This window comes from Methylobacterium sp. 22177, from assembly GCF_052045615.1.
Classification (GTDB): Bacteria; Pseudomonadota; Alphaproteobacteria; order Rhizobiales; family Beijerinckiaceae; genus Methylobacterium; species Methylobacterium radiotolerans.
Genome location: NZ_JBQEPK010000007.1, coordinates 136,701 through 160,637 on the forward strand (window position 1 = coordinate 136,701; position 23,937 = coordinate 160,637).

21 protein-coding genes are annotated in these 23,937 nt (G+C 71.2%); 5 read left to right on the forward strand and 16 right to left on the reverse strand.

Going from position 1 to position 23,937, the window contains the following annotated elements; all coding sequences use genetic code 11:
• Nucleotides 1–61: 61 nt before the first annotated feature.
• The 3 genes from ACTJK8_RS09990 (at nt 62) to ACTJK8_RS10000 (ending at nt 5,459) form a co-directional block, all read left to right on the forward strand.
• Entirely contained in the window at nt 62–1,546 is a 1,485-nt protein-coding gene (locus ACTJK8_RS09990) for a sigma-54-dependent transcriptional regulator (RefSeq protein WP_012319757.1), read from the forward strand.
• Nucleotides 1,547–1,792: 246 nt separating this feature from the next.
• On the forward strand, nt 1,793–3,817 hold the full coding sequence (locus ACTJK8_RS09995; protein ID WP_029357437.1) for a L,D-transpeptidase family protein: 2,025 nt from the start codon (nt 1,793–1,795) through the stop codon (nt 3,815–3,817).
• Nucleotides 3,818–3,959: 142 nt separating this feature from the next.
• Complete coding sequence (locus tag ACTJK8_RS10000) at nt 3,960–5,459, forward strand: DUF882 domain-containing protein (RefSeq protein ID WP_024829701.1); 1,500 nt, start codon at nt 3,960–3,962, stop codon at nt 5,457–5,459.
• Between the two features lie 82 nt (nt 5,460–5,541).
• Here ACTJK8_RS10000 and ACTJK8_RS10005 read toward each other — a convergent pair whose 3' ends face one another.
• The 15 genes from ACTJK8_RS10005 to ACTJK8_RS10075 form a co-directional block, all read right to left on the reverse strand.
• Entirely contained in the window at nt 5,542–5,793 is a 252-nt protein-coding gene (locus ACTJK8_RS10005) for a hypothetical protein (protein WP_012319760.1), read from the reverse strand.
• A gap of 189 nt (nt 5,794–5,982) precedes the next feature.
• Entirely contained in the window at nt 5,983–8,673 is a 2,691-nt protein-coding gene (gene ppdK, locus ACTJK8_RS10010) for a pyruvate, phosphate dikinase (RefSeq protein ID WP_024829700.1), read from the reverse strand.
• Between the two features lie 165 nt (nt 8,674–8,838).
• Nucleotides 8,839–8,982 carry a DUF3096 domain-containing protein gene (locus tag ACTJK8_RS10015; protein ID WP_012319762.1) on the reverse strand — a complete coding sequence of 48 codons (144 nt, stop codon included), beginning with the start codon at nt 8,980–8,982 and terminating at the stop codon, nt 8,839–8,841.
• Nucleotides 8,983–9,092: 110 nt separating this feature from the next.
• Nucleotides 9,093–10,196, reverse strand: a complete 1,104-nt coding sequence (gene pufC, locus ACTJK8_RS10020; protein WP_043073917.1) for a photosynthetic reaction center cytochrome PufC — start codon at nt 10,194–10,196, stop codon at nt 9,093–9,095.
• A gap of 10 nt (nt 10,197–10,206) precedes the next feature.
• Entirely contained in the window at nt 10,207–11,187 is a 981-nt protein-coding gene (pufM, locus tag ACTJK8_RS10025; protein ID WP_012319764.1) for a photosynthetic reaction center subunit M, read from the reverse strand.
• A gap of 80 nt (nt 11,188–11,267) precedes the next feature.
• Nucleotides 11,268–12,092, reverse strand: a complete 825-nt coding sequence (gene pufL, locus ACTJK8_RS10030) for a photosynthetic reaction center subunit L (RefSeq protein WP_012319765.1) — start codon at nt 12,090–12,092, stop codon at nt 11,268–11,270.
• Nucleotides 12,093–12,172: 80 nt separating this feature from the next.
• Entirely contained in the window at nt 12,173–12,364 is a 192-nt protein-coding gene (gene pufA, locus ACTJK8_RS10035; protein WP_012319766.1) for a light-harvesting antenna LH1, alpha subunit, read from the reverse strand.
• A 10-nt stretch (nt 12,365–12,374) separates the two neighbouring features.
• On the reverse strand, nt 12,375–12,611 hold the full coding sequence (pufB, locus tag ACTJK8_RS10040; RefSeq protein ID WP_012319767.1) for a light-harvesting antenna LH1, beta subunit: 237 nt from the start codon (nt 12,609–12,611) through the stop codon (nt 12,375–12,377).
• Nucleotides 12,612–12,738: 127 nt separating this feature from the next.
• The gene (locus tag ACTJK8_RS10045) at nt 12,739–12,960 is read right to left on the reverse strand and encodes a hypothetical protein (protein ID WP_012319768.1); all 222 of its coding nucleotides are present in this window, start codon (nt 12,958–12,960) and stop codon (nt 12,739–12,741) included.
• Between the two features lie 35 nt (nt 12,961–12,995).
• The gene (bchZ, locus tag ACTJK8_RS10050; RefSeq protein ID WP_012319769.1) at nt 12,996–14,462 is read right to left on the reverse strand and encodes a chlorophyllide a reductase subunit Z; all 1,467 of its coding nucleotides are present in this window, start codon (nt 14,460–14,462) and stop codon (nt 12,996–12,998) included.
• Nucleotides 14,462–15,991 carry a chlorophyllide a reductase subunit Y gene (gene bchY, locus ACTJK8_RS10055; protein WP_440761854.1) on the reverse strand — a complete coding sequence of 510 codons (1,530 nt, stop codon included), beginning with the start codon at nt 15,989–15,991 and terminating at the stop codon, nt 14,462–14,464. Before bchY ends, bchZ begins: the two co-directional genes overlap by 1 nt.
• 5 nt (nt 15,992–15,996) lie before the next feature.
• Complete coding sequence (locus tag ACTJK8_RS10060; RefSeq protein ID WP_024829698.1) at nt 15,997–17,001, reverse strand: chlorophyllide a reductase iron protein subunit X; 1,005 nt, start codon at nt 16,999–17,001, stop codon at nt 15,997–15,999.
• Nucleotides 16,998–17,936: a chlorophyll synthesis pathway protein BchC gene (bchC, locus tag ACTJK8_RS10065; protein WP_440761855.1), complete on the reverse strand. Its 939-nt coding sequence runs from the start codon at nt 17,934–17,936 to the stop codon at nt 16,998–17,000. The genes ACTJK8_RS10060 and bchC overlap by 4 nt, the downstream gene beginning before the upstream one ends.
• A gap of 94 nt (nt 17,937–18,030) precedes the next feature.
• Entirely contained in the window at nt 18,031–19,158 is a 1,128-nt protein-coding gene (locus ACTJK8_RS10070) for a methyltransferase (protein ID WP_440761856.1), read from the reverse strand.
• A gap of 29 nt (nt 19,159–19,187) precedes the next feature.
• The gene (locus tag ACTJK8_RS10075) at nt 19,188–20,057 is read right to left on the reverse strand and encodes a polyprenyl synthetase family protein (protein WP_440761857.1); all 870 of its coding nucleotides are present in this window, start codon (nt 20,055–20,057) and stop codon (nt 19,188–19,190) included.
• Nucleotides 20,058–20,164: 107 nt separating this feature from the next.
• Here ACTJK8_RS10075 and crtD point away from each other — a divergent pair, with 107 nt between their 5' ends.
• A complete protein-coding gene (gene crtD, locus ACTJK8_RS10080) occupies nt 20,165–21,700 on the forward strand; it encodes a 1-hydroxycarotenoid 3,4-desaturase CrtD (RefSeq protein WP_440761858.1) in 1,536 nt (511 codons plus the stop codon).
• On the forward strand, nt 21,697–22,557 hold the full coding sequence (locus ACTJK8_RS10085; RefSeq protein ID WP_053622157.1) for a carotenoid 1,2-hydratase: 861 nt from the start codon (nt 21,697–21,699) through the stop codon (nt 22,555–22,557). Before crtD ends, ACTJK8_RS10085 begins: the two co-directional genes overlap by 4 nt.
• On the opposite strand, the gene ACTJK8_RS10090 is transcribed toward ACTJK8_RS10085, so the two are convergent.
• The gene (locus ACTJK8_RS10090) at nt 22,517–23,851 is read right to left on the reverse strand and encodes a glycosyltransferase family 87 protein (protein ID WP_440761859.1); all 1,335 of its coding nucleotides are present in this window, start codon (nt 23,849–23,851) and stop codon (nt 22,517–22,519) included. The genes ACTJK8_RS10085 and ACTJK8_RS10090 overlap by 41 nt on opposite strands.
• Nucleotides 23,852–23,937 lie beyond the last annotated feature (86 nt).

Here is a 23,937-nt window from a genome sequence, read left to right on the forward strand (position 1 = left end):
CCGCGAGCGGGTCGAACCCGCGTCGCGTGTCCGGCCTTCGTGCGCCGTTCAGGGAGCCGCTATGTCCGCCACCGTGCTCATCGTGGATGACGATCCGGTCCAGCGGCGCCTGGCCGAGGCGGCCGTGCGCCGTTTCGGCTTCGAGGCGCGGATCGCCGAGACGGGCGCGGACGCGCTGAGCCTTCTGAGATCCGAGGGGGCGGATGTCGTGCTCCTCGACCTCGTCATGCCGGGGCTCGACGGGCTGGGTGTCCTGGCCGAGATGCGCAAGAGCGGCCTCGCCACGCCGGTCATCGTCCAGACCTCCAACGGGTCCATCGACACGGTGGTCAGCGCGATGCGGGCCGGCGCGGTGGATTTCGTGGTCAAGCCCGCGGGCGCGGAGCGGCTCCAGGTCTCGATCAAGAACGCCCTGCGGGTCGACACGCTCGAGGAGGAGGTGCGCCGCATGCGCCGCCGCGCCTCCGGGGCGCTCACCTTCAAGGATCTCACCTCGAAGAGCCCCGACATGGAGCGGGTGATCCGCCTCGCCGAGCGGGCCGCCAAGTCGAACATCCCGGTGCTGATCGAGGGCGAGTCCGGCGTCGGCAAGGAGGTCCTGGCCCGGGCGATCCAGGGCTCGGGCGACCGGCGCGGCAAGCCGTTCGTGACGGTCAATTGCGGGGCGATCCCGGAGAACCTGGTGGAATCCACCCTGTTCGGCCACGAGAAGGGGGCGTTCACCGGCGCCACCGAGAAGCACGCCGGCAAGTTCGTCGAGGCCTCGGGCGGGACGCTGTTCCTCGACGAGATCGGCGAGTTGCCCCTCGACGCGCAGGTCAAGCTGCTGCGCGCCCTCCAGGAGGGCGAGGTCGATCCCGTCGGCGGCAAGCGCTCGGTGCGGGTGGACATCCGGCTCGTCTCGGCGACGAACCGGTCGCTGCTCGACCTCGTGAAGCAGGGCAAGTTCCGCGAGGACCTCTATTACCGCCTGAACGTCTTCCCGATGACGCTGCCCCCTTTGCGGGCGCGCCGCGAGGACATCCCGGATCTCGTCCGCTCGTTCTGCGCGCGGTTCTCGGCCGAGGAAGGCAAGCGCGTGCGGGCGATCAGCCCGGAGGCGATGGCCCTGCTCACGCGCTATCCCTGGCCGGGCAACGTCCGGCAGCTGGAGAATGCCCTGTTCCGCGCCGTGGTGCTGGCAGACGGCGACGAACTGACTGTCTCCGAATTCCCGCAGATCGCCGCGCAGGTCGAAGGCTTTGACGTCCGGATCCCGGCGGCGCCGGTCCAGCCGCAGATGCCGGCCTACGCCCCCGAGCCGGTGCGCGAGATCGTCCGCGTCGAGGTCCGCGATCCGCACGCCATGTCGCTCGTCGCCGAGGAGACCGGCGAGATGAAGCCGATGGACGTCCTCGAAGCGGAGATCATCCGCTTCGCGCTCCAGTTCTACCGGCAGCGGATGTCGGAGGTCTCGCGCCGCCTCGGCATCGGCCGGTCCACGCTCTACCGCAAGCTCAAGGATCTGGGCCTGGAGGACGACGCTAAAACCGAGGATGCGGCCTGATCGTGCGCGGCGTGCGCTAGCGCACCGCGCGCATTCGTTTCGGCAACGGTCAGTGAAATTCTCGGCCCTGCTGCACATGGCCGGCAGATCATTGAGCGGATCGTAAGCTGAGCGGTATCAGAAATGACACATTCATCTGCAGGACCAGCCTTCTATTCGCGATAACTGCGGTTGCTGAAAGCCACGCTTGCGCGGATAATCACAATCTGAGCGTGCGGTCCTGCCGCCGCACCCCGGGAGATCACGATGCGCGTCCCGCGCTCCAGCCTCATCGCGCTGGCCGCCCTCCTCGGCGGCACGCTGGCCCCGGCCGGCTCCCCCCGTGCCGCGACGGCCGCACTGGACCAGCCGACCGCCGATGTCCCCGCAGCCCCGGCCGTTGCCTCGCCTGCGCCGGCCGCGCCCGCGCAGGCGGATCCGGGGGCGCCCGCCACGACGGCCCTGCCCGACTACAAGCCGGAGGCGCCGGCGGCCGAGCCGGCCCCGGCCCCCGCCGCCGCGGTTCCGGTCGCCCCGACGGACCCGCTCGGCGCGGCGGTCTTCGCACGATTCGCAGATCCCGCCCCCCTTCTGCTGCGTCTCACCGGCAAGGAGCGCGACGCGATCCGGAGCTTCTACGAGGCCCGCAGCTTCAAGCCGCTCTGGATCTCCGGCGGAGCCTGGACCGACGCCGCGAAGGCGGTCTCGGCGCGGCTGGCGGCCGCCGCCGAGGACGGTCTCGAACCTCGCGCCTACACGGTCCCGACCCTCGCCGATAAGCCCGACGAGAAGGCGGTCGCCGACGCCGACCTGCGCCTGTCCGCGGCGGCGGTGCTCTATGCCCGGGATGCCCGCGGCGGCCGGATCAACCTGGCCTCCATCTCGCGGCTGATCACCCCGCACCTCGATCTTCCCGCCGGGAACGACGTCCTGGCGAAGCTCGACGAGGCCGGCGCGAAGGCCGGCGAGGCGCTGCAGGCCTACAATCCCGCAACCCCGGGTTATCTGGCGCTGAAGGCGCGGCTCGCCGCCCTGCGCGGACCGGCGCCGACCGCCGTCAAGCCGCTGCGCCTCCCGGCCGGGCCGGTTCTCCGCGTCGGCATGCGCGATGCCCGCGTCCCGCTGCTGCGGGCGCATTTCAACCTCGAGAACCGTCCGGCCGCGACCCTGGACAAGGGTCCCGGCGAACCGGAGGAGTACGATTCGGGCGTGGCCGACGCGGTGGCGAAGTTCCAGCGCGGCCGCGGGCTGCCGGGCAACGGCACCCTGAACGTCCAGACGGTCCTGGCCCTCGCCGATGCCGGCCGCACGGCGCGCCCGACGGGCGGAGAGGCCGAGCTCATCGTCAACATGGAGCGTTGGCGCTGGCTGCCGGGCGACCTCGGCTCGGATTACATCTTGGTCAACGTGCCGGAATATCGCCTGCGCGCTTACCGGGGCGGCGTCATGCGCGACGAGGCGCGGGTCATCGTCGGCAAGCCGGAATCGCGCACGCCGCTGTTCTCCGGGATGATGGAGTACGCGGTCGTCAACCCGTCCTGGTACGTTCCGCCCTCGATCCTGAAGACGATGGCGCCGAAGCTCGCCGGCTACGGCGGCAAGACCTGGGGCGGCTACGAGGTCGTCCGTCGCGGCGGGCACATCTCGCTGCGCCAGCCCCCGGGGGAGCGCAACGCCCTCGGCTTCATCAAGTTCATGTTCCCGAACCAGCACGCGGTCTACCTGCACGACACGCCGAACCGCTCGCTGTTCTCCGCCTCGAAGCGCGATTTCAGCCACGGCTGCGTGCGCGTCGACGATCCGTTCCGCCTCGCCGACGTGGTGCTGCCGAACTGGTCCGAGGACCGGTTGAAGAAGCTGATCGGCAAGGGTGAGCGCACGATCCGGCTGCCGGAGAAGCTGCCGGTCCACCTCGCCTACTTCACCGCCTTCGTGGACGACGGTGGCACCTACCGCACCCTGCCGGACCTCTACGGCTACGACGCGCCGATGCGCGCGGCCCTCGGGCTGCCGGGCGGTGGCGGGCCGGCGATCGCCCGGCTGCCGGACGAGCCGCCGCGGCGCAAGGCCGAGCGCGCTCCCAAGCCGCCCGCGACCCGGACGGTCCATCGCCGCGCCCCCGAGCGCCCGGTCGCGGATGCCGACGCGTGGCCGACCGGACGCTACGAGGAGGCGGACGCGCCGCGCCGCCCCCTGCGCCGCGCCGCCCGGGCCGACAGCGCGCCGGAATACGGCGAGCCGGGTCTCTGGACGCCCGCACCGCAGCAGGCGGCGCCGCGCGGGTGGTGGTAGTCCACCGGCTCCACCAGCAACTTTCGCGTGCGAGGCCGCACAGCCGGGCACGTTTTCGCCACGGTCGAGCCTTAGCCGTTTCGGCCGCGAACCCGGTTCAACAGGCGTCGGGTCAGGCTGTCGGGAGAGGATCAGGACCGTCGTGCCCAGTCTCCCGCGCGCCCTTCGCCATCTCACCCTCGCCCTATCCGGCCTGGTGCTCGGACTGATCGCCGGGACGGCCGAGACCGAGGACGCGGTCGCCAACGGCGACACCCGCTCCCTGACGATCTATCACACGCACACGCAAGAGAGCGCGACCATCACGTTCAAGCGCGATGGCCGGTACGACCGCGCGGCCCTCGAGCAACTGAACTGGCTCCTCCGCGACTGGCGGGTCAACGAGCCGACCAAGATGGACCCGCGGCTGTTCGATACGGTCTGGGAGGCCTATCGCCAGGTTGGTGCGACCCAGCCGATCCACGTCGTGTCGGCCTACCGGTCGCCGGGCACCAACGCGATGCTGCGCCGCCGGTCCAAGATGGTGGCCGAGTACAGCCAGCACATGCTCGGCAAGGCGATGGACTTCTTCCTGCCGGACGTGTCGATCGACCGGATCCGCGAGGTCGGTCTCCGGATGCAGCGCGGCGGCGTCGGCTGGTATCCCCATGCCGGAACGCCCTTCGTGCACCTCGACGTGGGGTCAGTGCGCATGTGGCCGCGCATGACCCACGATCAGCTCGCCCGGCTGTTCCCGGACGGCAAGACCGTGCTGCTCCCGAGCGACAACCGCCCCTTCCCGCGCTACGAGGAGGCCAAGGCCGAGATCCTGGCCCGTGGCGGCACCGTGGCGGGCCTCACGACGCAGATGGCCAGCGGCGAGGAGGAGGACGGGCCCGGCCTGTTCGGCTTCCTGGCCAGCCTGTTCGGCGGCGGACGGTCCGCGCCGGAGCCCGCGCCGGTGCCGGCCCCGGTGGAGACGGCGAAGCGAGCGCGGCGCGCGCCCGTCGTCGCCGTGGCGAGCGCCGATCCGCAGGATCCGGTGGGCGCGCGCGCGGCCCTCGCCTACGCGGCGCCAGCGGCCGACGACGCCCTGCGCGGCTCGCTGGCGGAGCGCGCGCAGGCGAAGGGTGTCGAGTCCAAGCCCGCCGACGCCAAGTCGCTCCTGACCGCCAGTCAGCCGGTTGCCGTCGACGATACGGTGACCGCCGTCACGGCACCGCTCCCACCGCGGCGCCCCACCGATATGGCCGCCGTCGCGGCGAGCCTGACCATGCCGCTGCCGCCGCCGCGTCCGGTGCAGTTCGCGGCGCTGGAGCGCGGGATGGCCAACCTCGCGCCCGCGGGCGAGATCCGCGCCCTCGACAAGCCGGCGGCACCGCTCTCGGCGCGCGCGCGCGCTCTCGTGGCGCCGGACGCGGACGCGAAGGCACAGCTGCGGGCCCTGTTCGATTCCGTCTCGGCCGGTCCGGGCGCGGCCCCGGCGAGCCGGGCTGTTCCCGTGCACGTGGCCGCCACGCGGCTGCGCGGCACCGCGCCCGATGCGGTGGTCGGCGCGGCGCCCGACCGGGTCACGACGCGGTTCAGTCCCCGCAGCCCGGGCGACGATCTGCCCAGCCGTTTCACCGGCTCTGCCGCGCGCCCTGTCTCAGGGGCACGGTGAACCGCGCGGCGCGTTCAGAGCACCCGCCGTCGAAGCTGCGAATCGGCCGTGTCCCGTGGGTCGCACGGAGTGACCGGCGAGCTCAGCGCAGGGGCTTGGAGAGGTTGACCGCCAGCGCGCCGACGAGCGTGGTCGCGTAGCTGTCCTCCTGCGTCGCCGAGATGCGCTCCGCCTCGTTGCCGCTATTGGCCGCGACGGACATCATCAGCATCACTGCCGTGACGAGACCGCCGAGACCGGCGACGAGGGCGAGGTAGGCGCGAACGGCGACGCTGGGGACGGACGCGACCGCTCCGGTCTCGGCGAGGCACAGCGGCGATGGGCTGTGAGACATGGCGGCCGACTCTGACGGGCGATGCTGAACCCGACGCGGGCCGATAAGGCGCACATCGGGTATACCCGTTCAACCGAAGAACGCCTCACGAGGAGGCGAGTTCGACCGAAAGGCGAGTTTTTCCACTGATCCTCGTCCGGACGGTTGATAGCCGAAAGGGGGACGCGCTCGGCGCCCCCCGGACCGGCCTCAGCCTTCCTTGCCGGCGACCTTGCCCAGCGCTGCCTGGGCGGCCGCGAGCCGGGCGATCGGCACCCGGTAGGGCGAGCAGGACACGTAATCGAGCCCGACCTCCTGGCAGAAGCCCACCGAGGCGGGGTCGCCGCCGTGCTCGCCGCAGATGCCGAGCTTGATGTCCGGACGCGTCTTGCGGCCGCGCTCCACGCCGATGCGCACCAGCTCGCCCACGCCCTCCTGATCGATCGTAATGAACGGATCGGCCGGCAGGATGCCCTTCTGGGTGTAGGGCCCCAGGAAGGTGGCGGCGTCGTCGCGGGAGATGCCGAGCGCCGTCTGCGTCAGGTCGTTGGTGCCGAAGGAGAAGAACTCCGCGGTCTCGGCGATCTCGCCGGCCTTGAGGGCGGCGCGCGGCAGCTCGATCATCGTGCCGACTTGGTAGTCGAGGGTCGCGCCCTTCTCCTCGGACACGGCCCTCGCCATGGCGTCGATGCGGGCCTTCACGATGTCGAACTCGGCGCGGGTGAAGACCAGCGGCACCATGACTTCGGGCGTCACTGCCTGGCCGGTGTCCGCGGCAGCCTGGACGGCGGCCTCGAAGATGGCTCGGGCCTGCATCTCGGCGATCTCCGGGAAGGCGATCGCCAGGCGGCAGCCGCGGAAGCCGAGCATCGGGTTATGCTCGGAGAGCTCGCGCATCCGATGCCGGATCTTCTCCTCGGAGACGCCCGTCGCCTTCACGACTTCGGCGACCTCGGCGTCGGTGTGCGGCAGGAACTCGTGGAGCGGCGGGTCGAGCAGGCGGATCGTGACCGGCAGGCCGGACATGATCGTGAACAGCTCCAGGAAGTCCTGGCGCTGGTAGGGTAGGATCTTCGCCAGCGCCGCGCGGCGGCCCTCGGCGTCGTCCGCCAGGATCATCTCGCGCACCGCGATGATGCGGTCGCCCTCGAAGAACATGTGCTCCGTGCGGCAGAGGCCGATGCCCTCGGCGCCGAAGTTGCGGGCGGTGCGCGCATCGGTCGGGGTGTCGGCGTTCGCCCGGACCTTCATGGCCCGGAACGCGTCCGCCCACTCCATCAGCGTGGCGAAGTCGCCGGAGAGCTCGGGCTCCAGCATCTTCACCTCACCCTGGATCACCTGACCGGTGGAGCCGTCGATCGTGATCTTGTCGCCGGCCTTCAGCGTCGTGCCTCCGACCGTGAGGGTCTGCGCCTTGTAGTCGATCCGGATCGAGCCGACGCCGGAGACGCAGGGCTTGCCCATGCCGCGCGCGACGACGGCCGCGTGGCTGGTCATGCCGCCGCGGGTGGTGAGGATGCCCTCGGCGGCGTGCATGCCGTGGATGTCCTCGGGCGAGGTCTCGATCCGCACCAGGATGCACTTGCGCTCGGCCTTGCGGTGCGCCTCCGCGTCCTCGGAGTTGAACACGATCTCGCCGGTCGCCGCGCCGGGCGAGGCCGGCAGGCCGGAGGCGATGACCTTGCGCTCGGCCTTCGGGTCGATCGTCGGGTGCAGGAGCTGATCGAGGGCGCCGGGCTCGACGCGGCCGATCGCCTCCTCGCGGGAGATCAGCCCCTCGCCCGCCAGATCGACGGCGATGCGCAGGGCGGCCTTGGCCGTGCGCTTGCCGTTGCGGGTCTGGAGCATCCAGAGCTTCCCCTTCTCGATGGTGAACTCCATGTCCTGCATGTCACGGTAATGCGACTCCAGGATCCCGTAGATCCGGGTCAGCTCCGCGAAGCTCTCGGGCATGGCCTTCTCCATCGAAGGCTTGTCGCTTCCGGCCTCTTCCCGCGCCTTCTCGGTGATGTTCTGCGGCGTGCGGATGCCCGCCACCACGTCCTCGCCCTGCGCGTTGATCAGGAACTCGCCGTACAGCGCCTTCTCGCCGGTGGAGGGATTGCGGGTGAAGGCGACGCCGGTGGCCGAGGTGTCGCCCATGTTGCCGAAAACCATGGCCTGCACGTTGACGGCCGTGCCCCAGCTCTCCGGGATGTTGTTCAGCTCCCGGTACTTCTTCGCGCGGGGAATCATCCAGGAATTGAACACGGCGCCGATCGCGCCCCAGAGCTGGTCGTCCGCCCCCTGCGGGAAGTCGGAGCCGTGCTCGTCGCGCACGATCTTCTTGTAGGTCTGGATGAGGGTCTTCCAGTCGCCGGCGCCGAGCTCGGTGTCGAGGTCGAAGCCCTTGCCTTCCTTGTACTGCTCCAGCGCCTCCTCGAAGGCGTGGTGCTCCACGCCGAGGACGACGTTGGAGTACATGGTGATGAAGCGGCGATAGGAATCGTAGGCGAAGCGCTCGTCGTCGGCCTCCTTGGCGAGGGCCAGGACGGTCTCGTCGTTGAGGCCGAGATTGAGCACCGTGTCCATCATGCCGGGCATCGAGGCCCGGGCGCCCGAGCGGACCGAGACGAGCAGCGGATTGGTCGAGTCGCCGAACTTGCGGCCGGTGAGCGCGCCGACCTGCGCGAGCGCGGCCGAGACCTGGTCCTTCAGCTCCGGCGGGTAGGCCTTGCCGTGATCGTAGAAGTAGGTGCAGACCTCGGTGGTGATGGTGAAGCCGGGCGGGACGGGCAGGCCCAGGTTGGACATCTCGGCCAGATTGGCGCCCTTGCCGCCGAGCAAGTCGCGCATCTGCGACTTGCCCTCCGCCTTGCCGTCGCCGAAGGCATAGACCCACTTCGCGCTGCCGGTCGCCATGTCGATCCCGTCCGTATCTGGTGCCCGGCGCCGGCCGAGCTGATGGGCGGGGTTGGACCATCCCGCAACGCAACGCAAGATGAACGCGCGATGGCCCTGTGCGTGCGTGGCTGACGGGTTCGACGGTCTGTCAGGCCCGCGACCCCACGGTGCGGGCGCAACCCCTCAATGCAGGATTCCGAGCCCGATCACGCCGACGACGATCAGGTAGATCGCGACGATGTAGTTGAGCAGCCGCGGCATCACGAGGATCAGGATCCCGGCCAGGATCGCGATCAGCGGCTGGAGGTTCGAGATGGTGATGGTCACGGGCGCCTCCGCAGGGCCGAGCTTGGCCGCCGGTATCGACGCCCCTACCTCACGGAGGTTCCCTGTAGCTTGAGCGGAGCGGCCGGTCGGTCCGGCCGCTCCGGGCCCGATCAGGGCTTCGGCGTCGGGGTCTCGGTCCCGGGGATCGGGTCCTTGGCCTCGCCGGTCGGCAGGCTCACGGCGATCGTCGGGCGCGACAGCTCCGGATAGGGTTCGATCACGTTGGCGCCGTTGAGCGGCTTGTTGGCGCCGTTGTGGCAAGTGGCGCAGTTGATCTTCGGCGCGTCGCCCAGGATCCCGAGCCGGTTGCGCGGGAATGTCGAGGTCAGCGGCTCCATGTAGTCCTGGTTGAGGTCACGCACCATGCGGATGCCGTACCAGGCATGGACGCGGTTGGGCGTGCTGGTGTCCCACTGCGCGACCGAGCGGGTGTTGTGGCAGAAGGTGCAGTTCACCCCGAGCGACTGCGACATGCTGATCATGATCGCGAAGGTCTTCTCCGCGTCCTGGATCGGCTTGCCCTTCGTCTCGGGCAGCGCCGTGGTCGCGTTGACCCGGACCGCGTCCTCCGACGTCTCCTTGTGCTGGTAGAAGGCCTGATAGACGTCGTACGGCAGCGAGGTGTTGCCGACTTCCGCGGAGGCCAGGTTCTGGCTGTTGTTGCGCGGGATGAAGCGCCCCGCCCCCTGAACCGGGTGGTCGAACCAGATATTGGCCGGCACCGGGTTGCCGCGGTGGCAGGTGTAGCAGGTCACCCCCGCCTGATGGACGTGATTCTCCTTCCACGTGGCGTTGATGTACTGCGTCATCTGGATCATGCGGCGGGCGACGCGCTTCTGGTAGAGTTCGTCGGACGCCATGTTCTCGGTGCTGTGGCAGTAGGTGCAGCCCTGCTGCGGCGCGACCCACTCGGTGATCGACACCATCAGACGGTTGAACTGCTCGGCCGAGAGATCGCCCAGAACTTGGACGTTCTGATAGACGGCCGAGGCCTTGTCGCCGCCCGCCTCGGCCGGATCGGCCGGCGCGGGCGCCCTGTTGGCGTCCGACAGCGCCTCGTTGCCGGCTCTGGTGCGGATCAGGTCCATCCCCGTCCCGCGGAAGCCGGTCTGCTTGTTCGCCATCGGCGGATGGGTCCAGCCGGCGCCGCCGAACATCGCGATGGTGAGGAAGAGGGCCAGCGCCCCGCCGGCGACCGCCAGAATCGTCTTCATGACGGCCTCCTCACGGCTTCATGCCGGGTGCGAGATGGGCGGGATCCACGATCGGGCCGTAGACCTGCGGGTAGGAGGGCGCGACGCCGTGCTTGACGGCCCAGAGGTACCAGTTGTCGACCACGGTCCCGGTGAGCAGGATGCCGATGCCGCCGGTCAGCGTCGTCAGCACGGCGAACCACCACGCCCAGCGGTGGATCGACTCCATCGTGGCGTTGAAGCCCATGGTCCAGCGCCAGAACAGGGCGGCGCGCTCGGTGGCCGTGCCGCGGTCGACGATCTGGTCGATCTCGCGCTCCGCGCCGTAGCGCGAGCAGGCCAGGATCGTGCCCCCATGCATGGCGAACAGCAGCGTCGATCCGTAGAGGAACGTGATCGAGAGCATGTGGAACGGGTTGTAGAACAGGTTCCCGTAGCGGAGCGAGAAGGCCGCGGTCCAGTCGAGGTGCGGGAAGATGCCGAAGGGCACGGCTTCCGACCACGAACCCATCAGGAGCGGCCGGATGAAGCCGAGGACGAGATAGAGCCAGATGGCCGACGCGAAGGCCCACGGCACGTGGGTGCCCAGCCCGAGTGCCCGCGCCCGCCGGTAGAGGTGAACCCACCAGAGCAGGATCGAGGCCGTCAGAAAGAAGCCGGCGATGAGCCACCAGCCGCCCTCGTTGAGGGGCGGGAGCACCTTCAGCCCGTATTTCGGCAGGGGCGGCTCCAGGGCCAGCCACGGCAGCTGCCGGACGAACTGGACCGGATCCCAGTTCACCGACGCCCACATGTTGAGCCCGATGATCTCGAAGGCGATCAGGCCGCAGGTGATCGACAGCGCCGCGATATAGCCGATGTAGATCGGTCCGACCTGGCTGTTGCCGATGAGCCCGAACAGGTAGCTGTTGAACGGCTTGCCGACGCGGTCGTCGACCGCCACCGGGACGCCGTGCTCCGGTACCAGCGGGCGCACCTGAACCTGCGTGAAGATGTTCTGGTAATAGGCCATGGCCTGCCCTCCCCCGGAGTGCCGCGCGCCGAGCGGCGGCGACCCGCGTTAGTCCCCTCGTTCCGATCCCATGCGATCAATCATCGCCACACCGGCAGGTTGAGCCACCAGCCCCACCATTGCGGCCAGCCCTGCGTCCAGAACGGCCCGCTGATGACGATGCAGACCGCGCTCCAGAATCCCGCCGACAGGGCCAGGAACAGGCCGAGGCGGTGAACGCCGAGCGTGCCGATCGAGTAGCCGATCGTGTCGCGGAAGAACGTGTCCTCGTGCTCGGGCGTCTTGACGGTCTCGCCCTTCTTGGGATTGGTCGCCGACAGGATCAGGCCGCCGTGCATCGCCAGGGCCAAAGTCGTCGTGAAGAAGAACGTCACGGCCAGCATGTGGGCCGGGTTGTAGTGGAAGTGGAGATACTGGTAGCCGGTGTTGGACACCCAATCGAGGTGACTGAGGATGCCGTACGGGAAGCCGTAGCCCCAGGCGCCCATCAGCAGCGGCCGGATCACCACGAGGGTGAAGTAGGCGAAGATCGCCATCCCGAAGGCCACGGGCACGTGGTAGCCGATGCCGAGCTTGCGACAGATCTCGACCTCGCGCAGCGCCCAGCACACGAACGAGCCCAGCGCGCACATGGTGATGATCTGCCAGAGACCGCCCTCCTTGAGCGGCGCCAGCCGCAGGCCGTAGCTGATGTCGGGCGGCGCGATGTTGATCTGCCAGACGTTCCAGGTCGGTCCGATCGCCGCGCCGTAGATGACGAGCGCGGTGCCCAGTACCGTGAAGAACATCCCGACCACGCCGAAGAAACCGACGAAGAACGGCCCGACCCAGAAGTCGAACAGGTCGCCGCCGAGCAAGGTGCCGCCGCGGACCCTGTATTTGCGCTCGAAGCTCAGCATCGCCATGGCGGCTGCTCCTCAGTCAGGCCGGAGAAGAGGAAGGAAGGGTGACCGCGGCCCTCGCGCGCCGCGGTCCGGACCGGCGGTCAGGCCGGCATCTGCGGCAGGGCGAGCGTGATGGTGTTCTCGGCCGCCTTGTTGTTTCTCGGGCCGTCCAGCCAGTTGAACCGGTCGGTCGAGAGCAGGATGAAGTGGATCAGCAGCGCCAGGATGAAGAGGAAGGTGAACAGAGCCACCAGCGTGCGCCGCGGATCGAAGAGCAACCAAACCTTGTGCATCCGATCCTCCTCAGCCGATCATCGTGACGAGGGCGTGGGCCGCGTCGCGGACGCCCTCGAGAGAGGCGTAGCCCTGCGGTCCGGGGAGCCACGGACGCCACAGCCAGACGAGGATGTGGGCGACCACGGCGATCGCCGTGAAGATGAGGAAGCTCGTCAGGAAGATCGCGTGGAACTCCTTGGCTTCCGGTTCCGTCAGCCCGGACAGGCTGCTCGGTCTCTCTGTTGTGACGGGTCCACTCGCCATCGTTCAGACCTCCGTGTGTTGGCCGCGCCTCTGGCGAGACGCGACGGGTTCAGCCGCGATGCCTCTCGGCGATCACGGCCCGACTTCCCCCGCGTGACCGGACGGAAGCGTCTCGCTCAGGGGCGTGTCAGCCCATGAAGGCGAAGGGGATCGCCTGAACCGCCATGGCGCGGGCCTCGCCGAAGACCGAGCGGCGCGCCGGCGTCAGGCCCGGGCGGGCCGTCTCGCGGCTCGGCCGGAACCGGTTCAGCGCCGCGGCGGCGAGGAAGAACGGGTAGGTCGCCGCCAGGATCAGTCGGAACTGGACCGCCTCCTGGTGCTGGCGGCCGGTCGGGACCATCGTTCGCATCGTCAGGTCTCCTCTGGGTGAAACGGAAAGGCGGCTCATGCGGGGGCTCCCGCGACGAGGGCGGCCCGGGCGCGCGCCACGTGGGTGGGCGCCACGGCGGCGGCCTCGGTGTCGCGGGCGGCCCGCTCGGCGGCGTCGCGCAGGCGCTTGGCGGCGGAGATGCGGGCGAGCACCGGCTGGGCCTCGACCAGGGCGTCGAGCGCCTGCCGGGCGGCCTCGTCCCACGGCAGCTCGGCGTGGCGCCGGGTCGGAGTCGCCTCGACCTTGTCCATGTCGCGGGCGAGCGGCAGGATGTGGAAGAGGGTGTCGAACAGGGCGTTGCAGACCTCCTGAACCAGGTAGGTCGCCCCGGCGTAGCCCATGAACGGCGTGCCGGTGTGCCGCCGGATGATCGCGCCGGGGAAGGAGGCCGGGACGTAGGCCGCCCGGGCCCCGGTCTCGGCGAGGTACATCCGCTCGTTGAACGAACCGAACAGCACCAGGGGCGGCCTGGCCGCGACGGCGGCGCGGACCGCGGCGTTGTCGGGCTTCAGCCCGGCCGAGCGCCCGAAGGCGAAGTGGCAGGGCAGGCCCATCTCGTCTTCGAGGAAGTGGCGAACGCCGCGCGCGTAGGTCTCAGTGGCGACGATGCCGAAGCTCGCGGTGCCGAAGAAGTCCTGGGTCACCGAGCGCCAGAGATCCCAGACCGGCTTGATGGTCGTGTGCCGCTCCCGCTCGATGAACGGCTCGGGATCGAGGCCCAGGATCTCGCCGAGCGAGCGCAGGAACTTGGTCGTCGAGAGGATGCCGATCGGCGCCTGCAGGTAGGGCCGCCCAAGATCCTCGCAGAGCAGCCGGCCGAACTCCCGGTACAGGCAGATGTTGGCGTCGGCGTTGACGAGCTTCGGCACGTCGGCGAGGTGCGCGCCGAGGGGGAAAGTCAGGTTCACCTCGGCGCCGATCCCCTCGACCAGTCGGCGAATCTCGGCGAGGTCCGAGGGCATGTTGAACGTGCCGTAGGCCGGGCCGATCAGGTTCACCCGCGGCTTCTCGCCGGGCTTCTTCTCGGGCCGGGCCGGGATGCCCTTCTTGGCGAATCTCTTGGCGCCGTATTCCTGCCAGAGCCAGCGCATCGCCCGGTCGGCGGCCTGCCACTGGTCCTCGTCGATGGTGCGCGGCAGGAAGCGCTGGAGGCCCGTGCCCTCCGGCGTCACGCCGCCGCCGATCATCTCGGCGATGGAGCCGGTGACCACCACGCTGGGCTGGCCCGGATCGAGGGTCGCGTGGGCGCGCTTCATCGCGCCCTCGGTGCCGTGGCGGCCGAGCTCCTCCTCGGCGAGACCGGTGACGACGATCGGCAATTCGTGCGGCGGCAGCGCGTCGGTGTAGTGCAGCACCGAGGTGACCGGCAGGTTCTCGCAGCCCACGGGGCCGTCGATGACGACCTGCAGGCCCTTGACCGCCGTGAAGACGTAGACCGCGCCCCAGTAGCCGCCGGCCCGGTCGTGATCGAGGATCAGCATCAGGCCATCTCCCCGATCGGCGTCTTGGGGCCCTCGATCTTCGGTCCCTGGCGCTTCTGCGGCACCTCTTGCCAGACGCCGGCGGCGTGTCCGGTGCCGACGCCTTCGAAGAAGTCGCGCATGGCGTCGAACCGCGCCCTGTTGCCCAGCGCCGCGTTGATCACCGTGGCGAGCGAGCCCGCGCCGGCCGCACCCATCAGCGGGCGCGCCGAGATCAGGTTGGTGAAGTAGAGCGCCGGGGTGCCGCGCTCCTTGGCCCGCTGCACCACCGGCGTCGTGCCGATGGCGAGATCGGGCTTCAGCGACTCGAAGGCGTAGAGATCGTCCTCCAGCGAGGCGCGGTAATGCACCTGCGTGCCGCGGGCCTCCAGCCAGTCGTGATCCGCCTCTGACCAGGGCGTGCGCGGGCAGGCCGTGCCGACGTAGGGAACCTCGGCGCCGCTCTCGACGAGGAGGCGCGCCACGAGCAGCTCCGACCCCTCGTAGCCCGAGAGCGTGATCCGACCCCTGATCGGCATCGCGCCGAGCGCCCCGCGGATGCCGGGCAGGATCGTGTTCTTGGCCGCCTCGACGGTTGCCCGCGCGACCCCGCAGGCCTCGCCGATCCGGTCCAGCCAGTCGGCGGTGCCGTCAACGCCGACAGGGGCCGAGCCGACGATCGGGCGGCCCGCCGCCTCGAACTCGCGGATCGAGGCCGTGTAGAACGGGTGGATCGCCGCCACCGCGGCGCAGTCGAGGGCCGCGTAGAGTTCGCGCCACTCGCGGGTCGGCACCACCGGGCCGGCAGACAGCCCCAGCGGCTCCAGGAGCGATCCGATCACCACCGGATCGGCCGGGAAGACCTCGCCGAGGAGCGCCACGCTGGGGCGCTCGGAACGGCCACCGCGCGGCGCCGCAACGGGGCCCTGCTCGGCTTCCGAGCGCGCGACCTTCAGCATCGCGCCGGCCAGGACGTCCTTGGCCTCGGCGTGGGTCGGCACGCCGAAGCCCGGCACGTCGATGCCGATCACCCGGACGCCGTCGATCTCCTTCGGCAGCAGGCGCAACGGCACGCCGGACGCGGTCGGGACGCAGAGGTTGATGACGACGACGGCGTCGTACTCCTCCGGCTTCGCGGTGGCGTGGACCGCCTCGCGGATGTCCTCGAACAGCTTGCCGGTGACGAGCGTCTCGGAGTTGAACGGCACGTAGCCGACGCTGCGCCGCGCGCCGTAGAAGTGCGACGTGAAGGTCAGGCCGTACACGCAGCAGGCCGAGCCCGACAGGATCGTCGCCGTGCGCCGCATGCGCAGTCCGACGCGCAGCGAGCCGAAGGCCGGGCACATGCTCTGCGGCTGGTCGTGCGGTCCCTGCGGATAGTCGCTGCGGAGCTGCGCCAGGGTCTCCGACATGCCGGCGGCCTCGGCGGCCGCCACCATCGCGTCCTTGCCGGCGTGGCAGCCCAGGCCGTCGCTCTGCGCGGCGGCCAAGTCGACGTTGGCCGGCGCCTGGCGGGCGCGGAGATCGGCGATGTCGAGGGAGACGGCCACGCGCGTCAGACCTCGTCGTAGACGACTTCGAGGGACGGCTTGGACACCTGGGCGACCCCGCACATGTCCTCGTGGGTCGCGGGGACCAGGACCACGTCGCGGCCGGTGGTCTCGCTGGAGAACAGGCCGAGCAGCCCGTCCTGCGTGAGCGGCGTCGGGCGATGCGGCGCGGCCTCGGCGACGTTCGCGGCGAGCTCCGCGAACAGGGTGCCCCAGCGCCCCTCCGGCTTGCCGATGATCTCGTAATTCGCGCTCTTGCGGCGGATGTCGTCGTCGGCCGGGATCGAGGCCAGGACCGGGATGCCGGCGGCCTCCGCGAAGGCCTGGGCCTCGCCGGTGCCGTCGTCCTTGTTGATCACGAGGCCGCCGACGCCGACATTGCCGCCGAGCTTGCGGAAATACTCAACCGCCGAGCAGACGTTGTTGGCGACGTAGAGCGACTGCAGGTCGTTCGAGCCGACGACGATGACCTTCTGGCACATGTCACGCGCGATCGGCAGGCCGAAGCCGCCGCAGACCACGTCGCCCAGGAAGTCCAGCAGCACGAAGTCGAAGCCCCATTCGTGGAAGCCGAGCTTCTCGAGCAGCTCGAAGCCGTGGATGATGCCGCGCCCGCCGCAGCCGCGCCCGACCTCGGGGCCGCCGAGCTCCATGGCGTAGACGCCGTCGCGCTTGAAGCAGACGTCGCCGATCGCGACCGACTCGCCCGCCAGCTTCTTCCTGGTCGAGGTCTCGATGATGGTCGGGCAGGCCTTGCCGCCGAAGAGGAGGGACGTGGTGTCGCTCTTCGGATCGCAGCCGATCAACAGGACCTTCTTGCCCTGCTGGGCCATCATGTAGCTCAGATTGGCGAGCGTGAACGACTTGCCGATGCCGCCCTTGCCGTAGATCGCGATGATCTGCGTCTCTTTCTTCGCCGGCGCGGTGGCGACCGCGTCGGGCTCGATCGCGGCCTCGGCGCGGAGCTGGGTCGCTTGGGACAGGGCGGCCTTGTTGAGCTGAACGTTCACGCGGCGTCCCTCCAGTCGAGGATCATCTTCAGGCAGCCCGGATCCGCGAACGCGGTGCGGTAGGCGTCCTGGGCCTGTGCCGCCGGGGCACGGTGGGTGATCAGCCCGTCGAGCGAGAGCCGACCGTCGTCGATCAGCCGCGTCACCGCGGCCGTGTCCTCGGGCCGGAACTCCGCGGAGATCCGGATCCGGGCCTCGCGCATGAAGGCGGGCGGGAAGGCGAAGCTGAGGGGCGCCTCGTAGAAACCGGCGAGGACGATCTCGCCTCCCGGTGCCAGGCAGGCGATCAGGTCATCGAGGCCGGCGGCGTTCCCGCTGACATCCGTGATCGTCGCGTAGTCGCGGCGCGGATCCGCGTCGGGCGCAACGACGGCGTAGCCGTGGTCGCCCACCGCGCGGACGGGGTCGGTTTCCCAGACGGTGGGCGCGGCGCCCGCCGCCAGCGTCAGCCGGGCGAGCAGCCGGCCGAGCACCCCGTGCCCGACGATGAGCGGCGTCGCGCCGGGAACGGGGCGCCCGAGGGCGCGATGGGCGGTCGCTGCCAGCGCCAGGAGGCAGGCCCGCTCACCCAGGGCCCCGTCCACCGGCACGAGGCGCGCGGCCGGCGCGACCAGATGGGACGCCGCGCCACCGAACAGGCCGCGGACAGCGCCGAAGCAGCGGGCCCCCGGGACGTAGACGGTCTGGCCGACACGGACCGAGGCGCCCGAGTCCGCCTCCACGACGGTGCCGACCGATTCGTATCCCGGCACCAGCGGGTAGCCCATGCCCGGAAAGGGCGGCATCCGCCCCGACCAGAGCAGGCGCTCGGTGCCGGTGCTGATCCCGCTCCACGCCACTGCCACGACCGCGTCCGCATCGCCGGGCGGCGTCAGGACCAGGCGCTGAACCGAGAGGTGCTCCGGGTTTTCCAGAATGACGGCCAGAGCGTCCATGGCTGGAACTGTCCACCCTTTGCGTCGCGACTCTCTCCGGTACGAAGCCGCTTTGTGTCATCCTAGATAGACACAAGCCATCGTCAAGTCACACTTACTTTTGGGCGCCCGTTTTTCGGGCTCTCAGCACCCGCGCGAGGAGAGGGCGTCGTGTCGGATGTTCGCGTGTGGCGGTGAATCCTGCGGCCGCGAGCATCGCGCGCAGTTCCTCGGCCCGGCGCGGTCGGCCGGAGCCCATCGCCAGGAGATAGAAACCGAAATAGGCGTCGCCGACCGGCTCCGCGCCCGGCGTCCCGGCCATCGGCTCCGCGATGAGCAGCGTGCCGCCCGGCGGCAGCGCCGCGTAGGCCGCGCCCAGCAGCGCCTGGGCCGGCGCGTCGTCGTGATCGTGGACGATCCGCACCAGCGAGATCGTGTCGGCGCCCGCGGGCAGTCCGTCGTGGAAGTCGCCGCCGCGGCAGGCAATCCTCTCGCGAAAGTCGGATTGCCCGAGGCGCGCGGCGGCGCGGTCGGCGACGGCCGGCAGGTCGAACAGGGTCAGGCGGGGTGTCGCGTGCCGCGCCGCAACCGCCCGCAGGAAGGCGCCCTCGCCCCCGCCGACATCCATGAGGTGCCGGACGCGCGACAGGTCGCAGGCGTCGAGCACGTCATCGGCGATCAGCGCCTGCGAGGCGCCCATCAGACTGCTGTAGGGGGCCACCGTGTGCGCGTCGCCCGCCGCCCCCGCCGAATAGGGCCAGTAGCCCGCGAGGCGGGTCGGCTGCGCCTGTCCGCGCAGCAGGGCGACCGGATCCGCGAGGTCGGCGTAGAGCAGCGCGTGATGCTCGATCATGGCGGCGATGCCGGGATTGCCGACGAGCGCGGCTCCCAGGTCGGCCAGCCCGAAACGGTCGCCCGACAGGGCGCGCAGCAGCCCGAGGGACTCGGCGGCGCGCAGCAGGCGTCGCGCTGCGTCCGGCGGAAGGTCGAGCCGCCGCGCCAGCGCGTCGACGGTCAGGGGGCCCTCGGCCAGGATCGCGAACAGGTCGAGGCGGATGCAGGCGGTCAGAACCTGCGCGTAGACGAAGCCGGCGCAGAGGTCGAACAGCGCGCGCGTGTTGCGCTGTGCGACGCGGCGCGTCAGCGGAAAACCCGCCGCCCAGCGCTGGAAGCGGGGGCTCGCGACGAGGCGATTGCGCCACGCGAGCCACCTGTCCGCCCAGGCGGACGGGGCAGGCGGCACCGTGCCGGTTCCGGGGAGCGATCCGGCGCTCAGGCCACCACCGCCCGCAGGCTCGCGGGCAGGAACAGCCGCGCCTGCGCCTCGATCTCGGCGGTGAGCGCGGCCGCGCCCGGACAGGCCGGGATCGCCGCGACCGCCTCGCGTGTCAGCCAGGACAGGCGCTCCATCGCCCCGCCGGTGCCCAGGAGGGCTGCGGCGTTGGGGCGGCCCAGCGTCGCGTCGCGCCCGGCGGGCTTGCCGATCTCCTCCTGCCGGCAGGCGACGTCGCGCAGGTCGTCGGCGACCTGATAGGCCTCTCCCAGGCACTCGCCGAGGCGACGCCAGGGCTCCGGCTCAGCCCCCGCCGCGGCAGCGCCTGCCACGGTGGCGGCGGCGAACAGCGCGCCGGTCTTCGCCTGCTGGTAGTCGCTCAGGCTGATATGCGCCTCCGATTCCCAGGCCTGCCCGGCCGCGATGCCCGACGGCGACCCGGCGGCGCGGCCGAGAAGCCCGACGAGGCGGCCGAGGCGCGCCGGATGCCGCCCGACGGATCGCGCCAGGGTCTCGAAGGCGAGGACGATGAGGGCGTCGCCGGTCAGGACGGCGATCGGCTCGCCGAAGGCGACGTGGACGGAGGGCTTCTGCCGCCGCATCGGCGCGTCGTCGAAGCACGGCAGGTCGTCGTGGACCAGGGAAGCGCAGTGCAGGAACTCGATGGCGGCGGCGGCCGCGACGGATCCTGCCGGGTCGTCGTCGCCGCAGGCGCGGGCCACCGAGAGGCACAGGCGCGGTCGGATCCGGTGGCCGCCTGGAAACACCGCGTAGCGGAGAGCCTCCGCCAGGAGGGGCGGCGCGCCGGGCGCCTCCGCGTGCGCAACGGCGCGATCGAGCGCCATCTCGATCCGCTGACCGGACTCCATCGCGTTGCCTCCCGTGTTGTATGCGGTTGTCAGCAACAGGTGTCATTTCTTATTGACACTTCGGCGAGGCGAGATCAATCCCGTGGTCGGGGGAGTTCGGAGCGGCCGTGCCGCAGGAGCGCGTCATCGTGATCGGTGCCGGGATCGGTGGCCTCGCCGCCGCCCTGCGGCTCGCCCATGCCGGTGTCGACACGACGGTTCTCGAGCGCGCGCCGCATCCCGGCGGGAAGATGCGCGCCGTCCCGGTCGGAGATCGCGCCGTCGAGGCTGGTCCGACTGTGTTCACGATGCGCTGGGTCTTCGACGAGCTGTTCGCCGAGTGCGGCGCCGAGCTCGGCGACCGCGTCGCCCTGGCACCGGCGCGGCTCCTCGCCCGCCACGCGTGGAGCCGGGACGAGCGTTTGGACCTCTTCGCCGATATCGACGCGTCGGCGGACGCGATCGCGGCCTTCGCGGGACCGCGCGAGGCGGAGGGCTACCGGCGCTTCTGTGCCCGGTCGGCCGAGGTCTACCGCACCCTCGAGGGTCCGTTCATCCGCGAGGGCCGGACTGGGCCCGCCGGCCTCGCGCAGCGGGTCGGGCTGTCGGGCCTCGGCGATCTCTGGCGGATCCAGCCCTTCGCGACCCTCTGGTCGGCGCTGGGCGCGTATTTCCGCGACCCGCGGCTGCGCCAGCTGTTCGGCCGCTACGCCACCTATTGCGGCGCCTCGCCCTTCACCGCGCCGGCGACGCTGATGCTCGTCGCCCATGTCGAGCAGGCCGGCGTCTGGACCGTCGCGGGGGGACTCAGCGGCCTCGCGCGGGCGGTGGCCGATCTGGCCGCCGAGCGGGGCGCGACCTTCCGCTACGGCGCGGAGGTCGCGCGGATCCTCACGGACGGCGGCCGGGTCACCGGCGTGCGCCTGACGGACGGCGCGACGGTGGCCGCCGACCACGTCGTCTGCAACGCGGACTGCGCGGCCCTGGGTGCGGGCCTGCTCGGGCCCGAGGCCGCCGCGGCCGGCGAGCGGCTCGCGCCCGGCGAACGCTCGCTCTCCGCCGTCACGATCTGCGCGGAGGCAGAGTCCGCGGGTTTCCCGCTGGCGCACCACACGGTCTTCTTCTCGCGCGACTACCGGGCCGAGTTCGACACGCTCCTGCGCGCCCGTCGCCTGCCCGACGACCCCACCGTTTACGTCTGTGCCCAGGACCGGGACGCGGCGGGTGCCGCGCCCCAGGGGCCGGAACGTCTGCTCCTGCTCGTCAACGCTCCGGCGGACGGCCGGGAGCGACCGCTCATGCCGCCGGAGACCGAGAGATGCGAGAGGAACCTGTTCCGCCGGCTGGAGGCCTGCGGGCTCACCCTGGACTTCACGTCGTCGGCGGTCACGACGACGCCGCGGGACTTCGACGCCCTCTTCCCCGGGACGGGCGGGGCCCTCTACGGACGGGCGGCGCAGGGCTGGGCGACGACCTTCAAGCGCGCGGGCGCGCGGACGGCGCTGCCGGGCCTGTACCTCGCGGGCGGCTCGATCCATCCGGGTCCGGGCGTGCCGATGGCGGCGCAGTCGGGGCGGCTGGCAGCGGCAGCGATCCTGGACGACCGCGATTCGATGGCGCGGTCGCGCGGGGTGGCTACGCGTGGTGGTACGTCGATGCGGTGAGCGACGACGGCCGCCAGGGCCTCACGATCATCGCCTTCATCGGCAGCGTGTTCTCGCCCTACTACGCCTGGAGCGCCGACAAGGACCCCTTCGCCCACTGCGCCATGAACGTGGTGCTCTACGGCGACCGCGGCCGCTTCGCCATGACCGAGCGCCGCGCCGCCAGCCTGTCGCGCAGCGCCGACCACATCGCCGTCGGACCCAGTGCCATGCACTGGGATGGCACCGCGCTGACGGTGCGGATCGACGAGCGCGGAGCTCCCCTGCCCCGCAGGATCCGCGGCACGGTGCGCCTCGAGCCGCGCGGGTTCACCGGGGGGCCGTTCCATCTCGACCGGGCTGGCCGCCACCGCTGGTGGCCGATGTCGCCGTCCTCGCGGGTCGAGGTCGACTTCGACCAGCCGGACCTCCGCTGGAGCGGCAGCGGCTACTTCGACACCAACGACGGCGACGAGCCCCTGGAGGCCGCGTTTGCGCGATGGACATGGTGCCGGGCCGATCTGCCGGACGGCGCGGCGATCCTGTACGACGTGCATCACCGCGACGGCGGCGGTCAGAACCTGTCGCTCAGGTTCTCCGCCGACGGCAGCCGCCGCGAGATCCGGCCTCCGCCCGGCGCGACGCTTCCGGCGACGCGCTTCTGGCGGATGCCGCGCGAGACCCGCAGCGACGGCGGCCGATCGCGGGTGCTCGCGACCTACGAGGACACGCCGTTCTACGCCCGCTCGCTGCTCGCCTCGACGCTCTGCGGCGAGCCGGTGCGGGCCATGCACGAGAGCCTGTCGCTCGACCGGTTCCGAAACCCGATGGTGCGGCTCATGCTGCCGTTCCGGATCCCGCGGCCGCTGGCGCGGTGAGAGTGCGGACGTCGAGGCCGCCGGTCCCGGATGGCTGCCGGCCCGGGGCGGCGCTCCACGGCCGGACGCGTCCGGCGACGGAGGCGAACGTCGCGAGGCTCAGCACGAGGCCGAGCGGAAATCCGGTCAGCCCCGCCGCCTCTCGGACGACCGCGAAGAGCGGCACAGCGCACAGGAGGGCCCGCTCGTGCGGCCGCAAGCCGCCGGCCCGGTGCGCGGCGAGCGCCAGCAGGAGCGCGGCCGGCACGAGGGGCGCCAGGTCGTAGACCGGGAGGTAGGGCGACAGCAGCGGTGCGGAGACGACGAGCGCGGCCGCCCGGAGCGTCGGGTCGGTGGGCCGGCACCAGGCGCGGCAGGCGAGGCCGAGCGCCAGCGCGGCGACGATGCCCTGCGCCGTCCAGGCGACGGCCATCGACCCGCCGAGCAGGCGCACCGCTCCGAACGCGCTGGCATTGAGGTCGAGGCCCGCCGCCGCGTTCTGCAGGATGATCCGGTTCGTATCCCCCAGCGTTCCGAAGAAGCCGATCCAGGGCGCCGTCCCGAACAGCGCGAGGGACGCGAGGCAGAGGGCCAGCACCGTCGAAACGCAGGCGGCCAAGCAGTCTCGCCGCCCCGTCACCAGCAGGAGCAGGGGGGCCAGCGCCGCGAAGTGAGGCTTGTAGGCCAGCAGGCCGAAGCAGAGCCCGGCCAGCCACGGGCGGCGATCGGCGAGGACCGCGCCGAGGGTCAGCAGCGACGCGGTGAACAGGCCGTTCTGGCCGTAGGCGAGGTTGCAGAGCACCAGCGGGTGCGCGAGCGCAACGACGGCCGCGTCCCGCTGGCCGGCCGCTACCCGCATCGCGAGGGCGAACAGGGCGAGGGAGAGCGCGGTCCAGAGCAGGTAGGCCGGCCGCAAGTCCAGCAGCGCCATCGCGGCCGCCGGCAGGAGGAACACCGGTGGATAGTGCCAGGCGAACCGGCATTCCTGCCCGCAGACCGCCTGCAGGTTCGCCAGATGCACCGGCAGGTCGTAGGGCTCAGCTCCACGACCTGCCAGTGCCGAACGGCCCGCCGCCCAGACCTGGACGAAATCGTTGCCGAGCGGGTCGCCGTACCAGTTGCGCCGCGGCTCCGGGCCGGTGCCGTAGACCAGAAGGACCATGGCGAGGCCGAACGGGACCAGCACCCAGGCCGCCCGCCTGGCGAACGCGGACAGACGGGCGTCGCTGCTCAGGAGATCGGCGAGATCTGACCAGAGCGCGGCGGCGCGTGCGGTCGGTGGGCCCGGCGCGCGGGTCTCGATGGGCGCAGGCATGACGGAGGATTTCCGCGACCGGATTCCGCGACAGCCTAGGCGCGCGCGGTTCCGGGCCCGTTAACAGGGGTGTTTGCGGCCCGGCC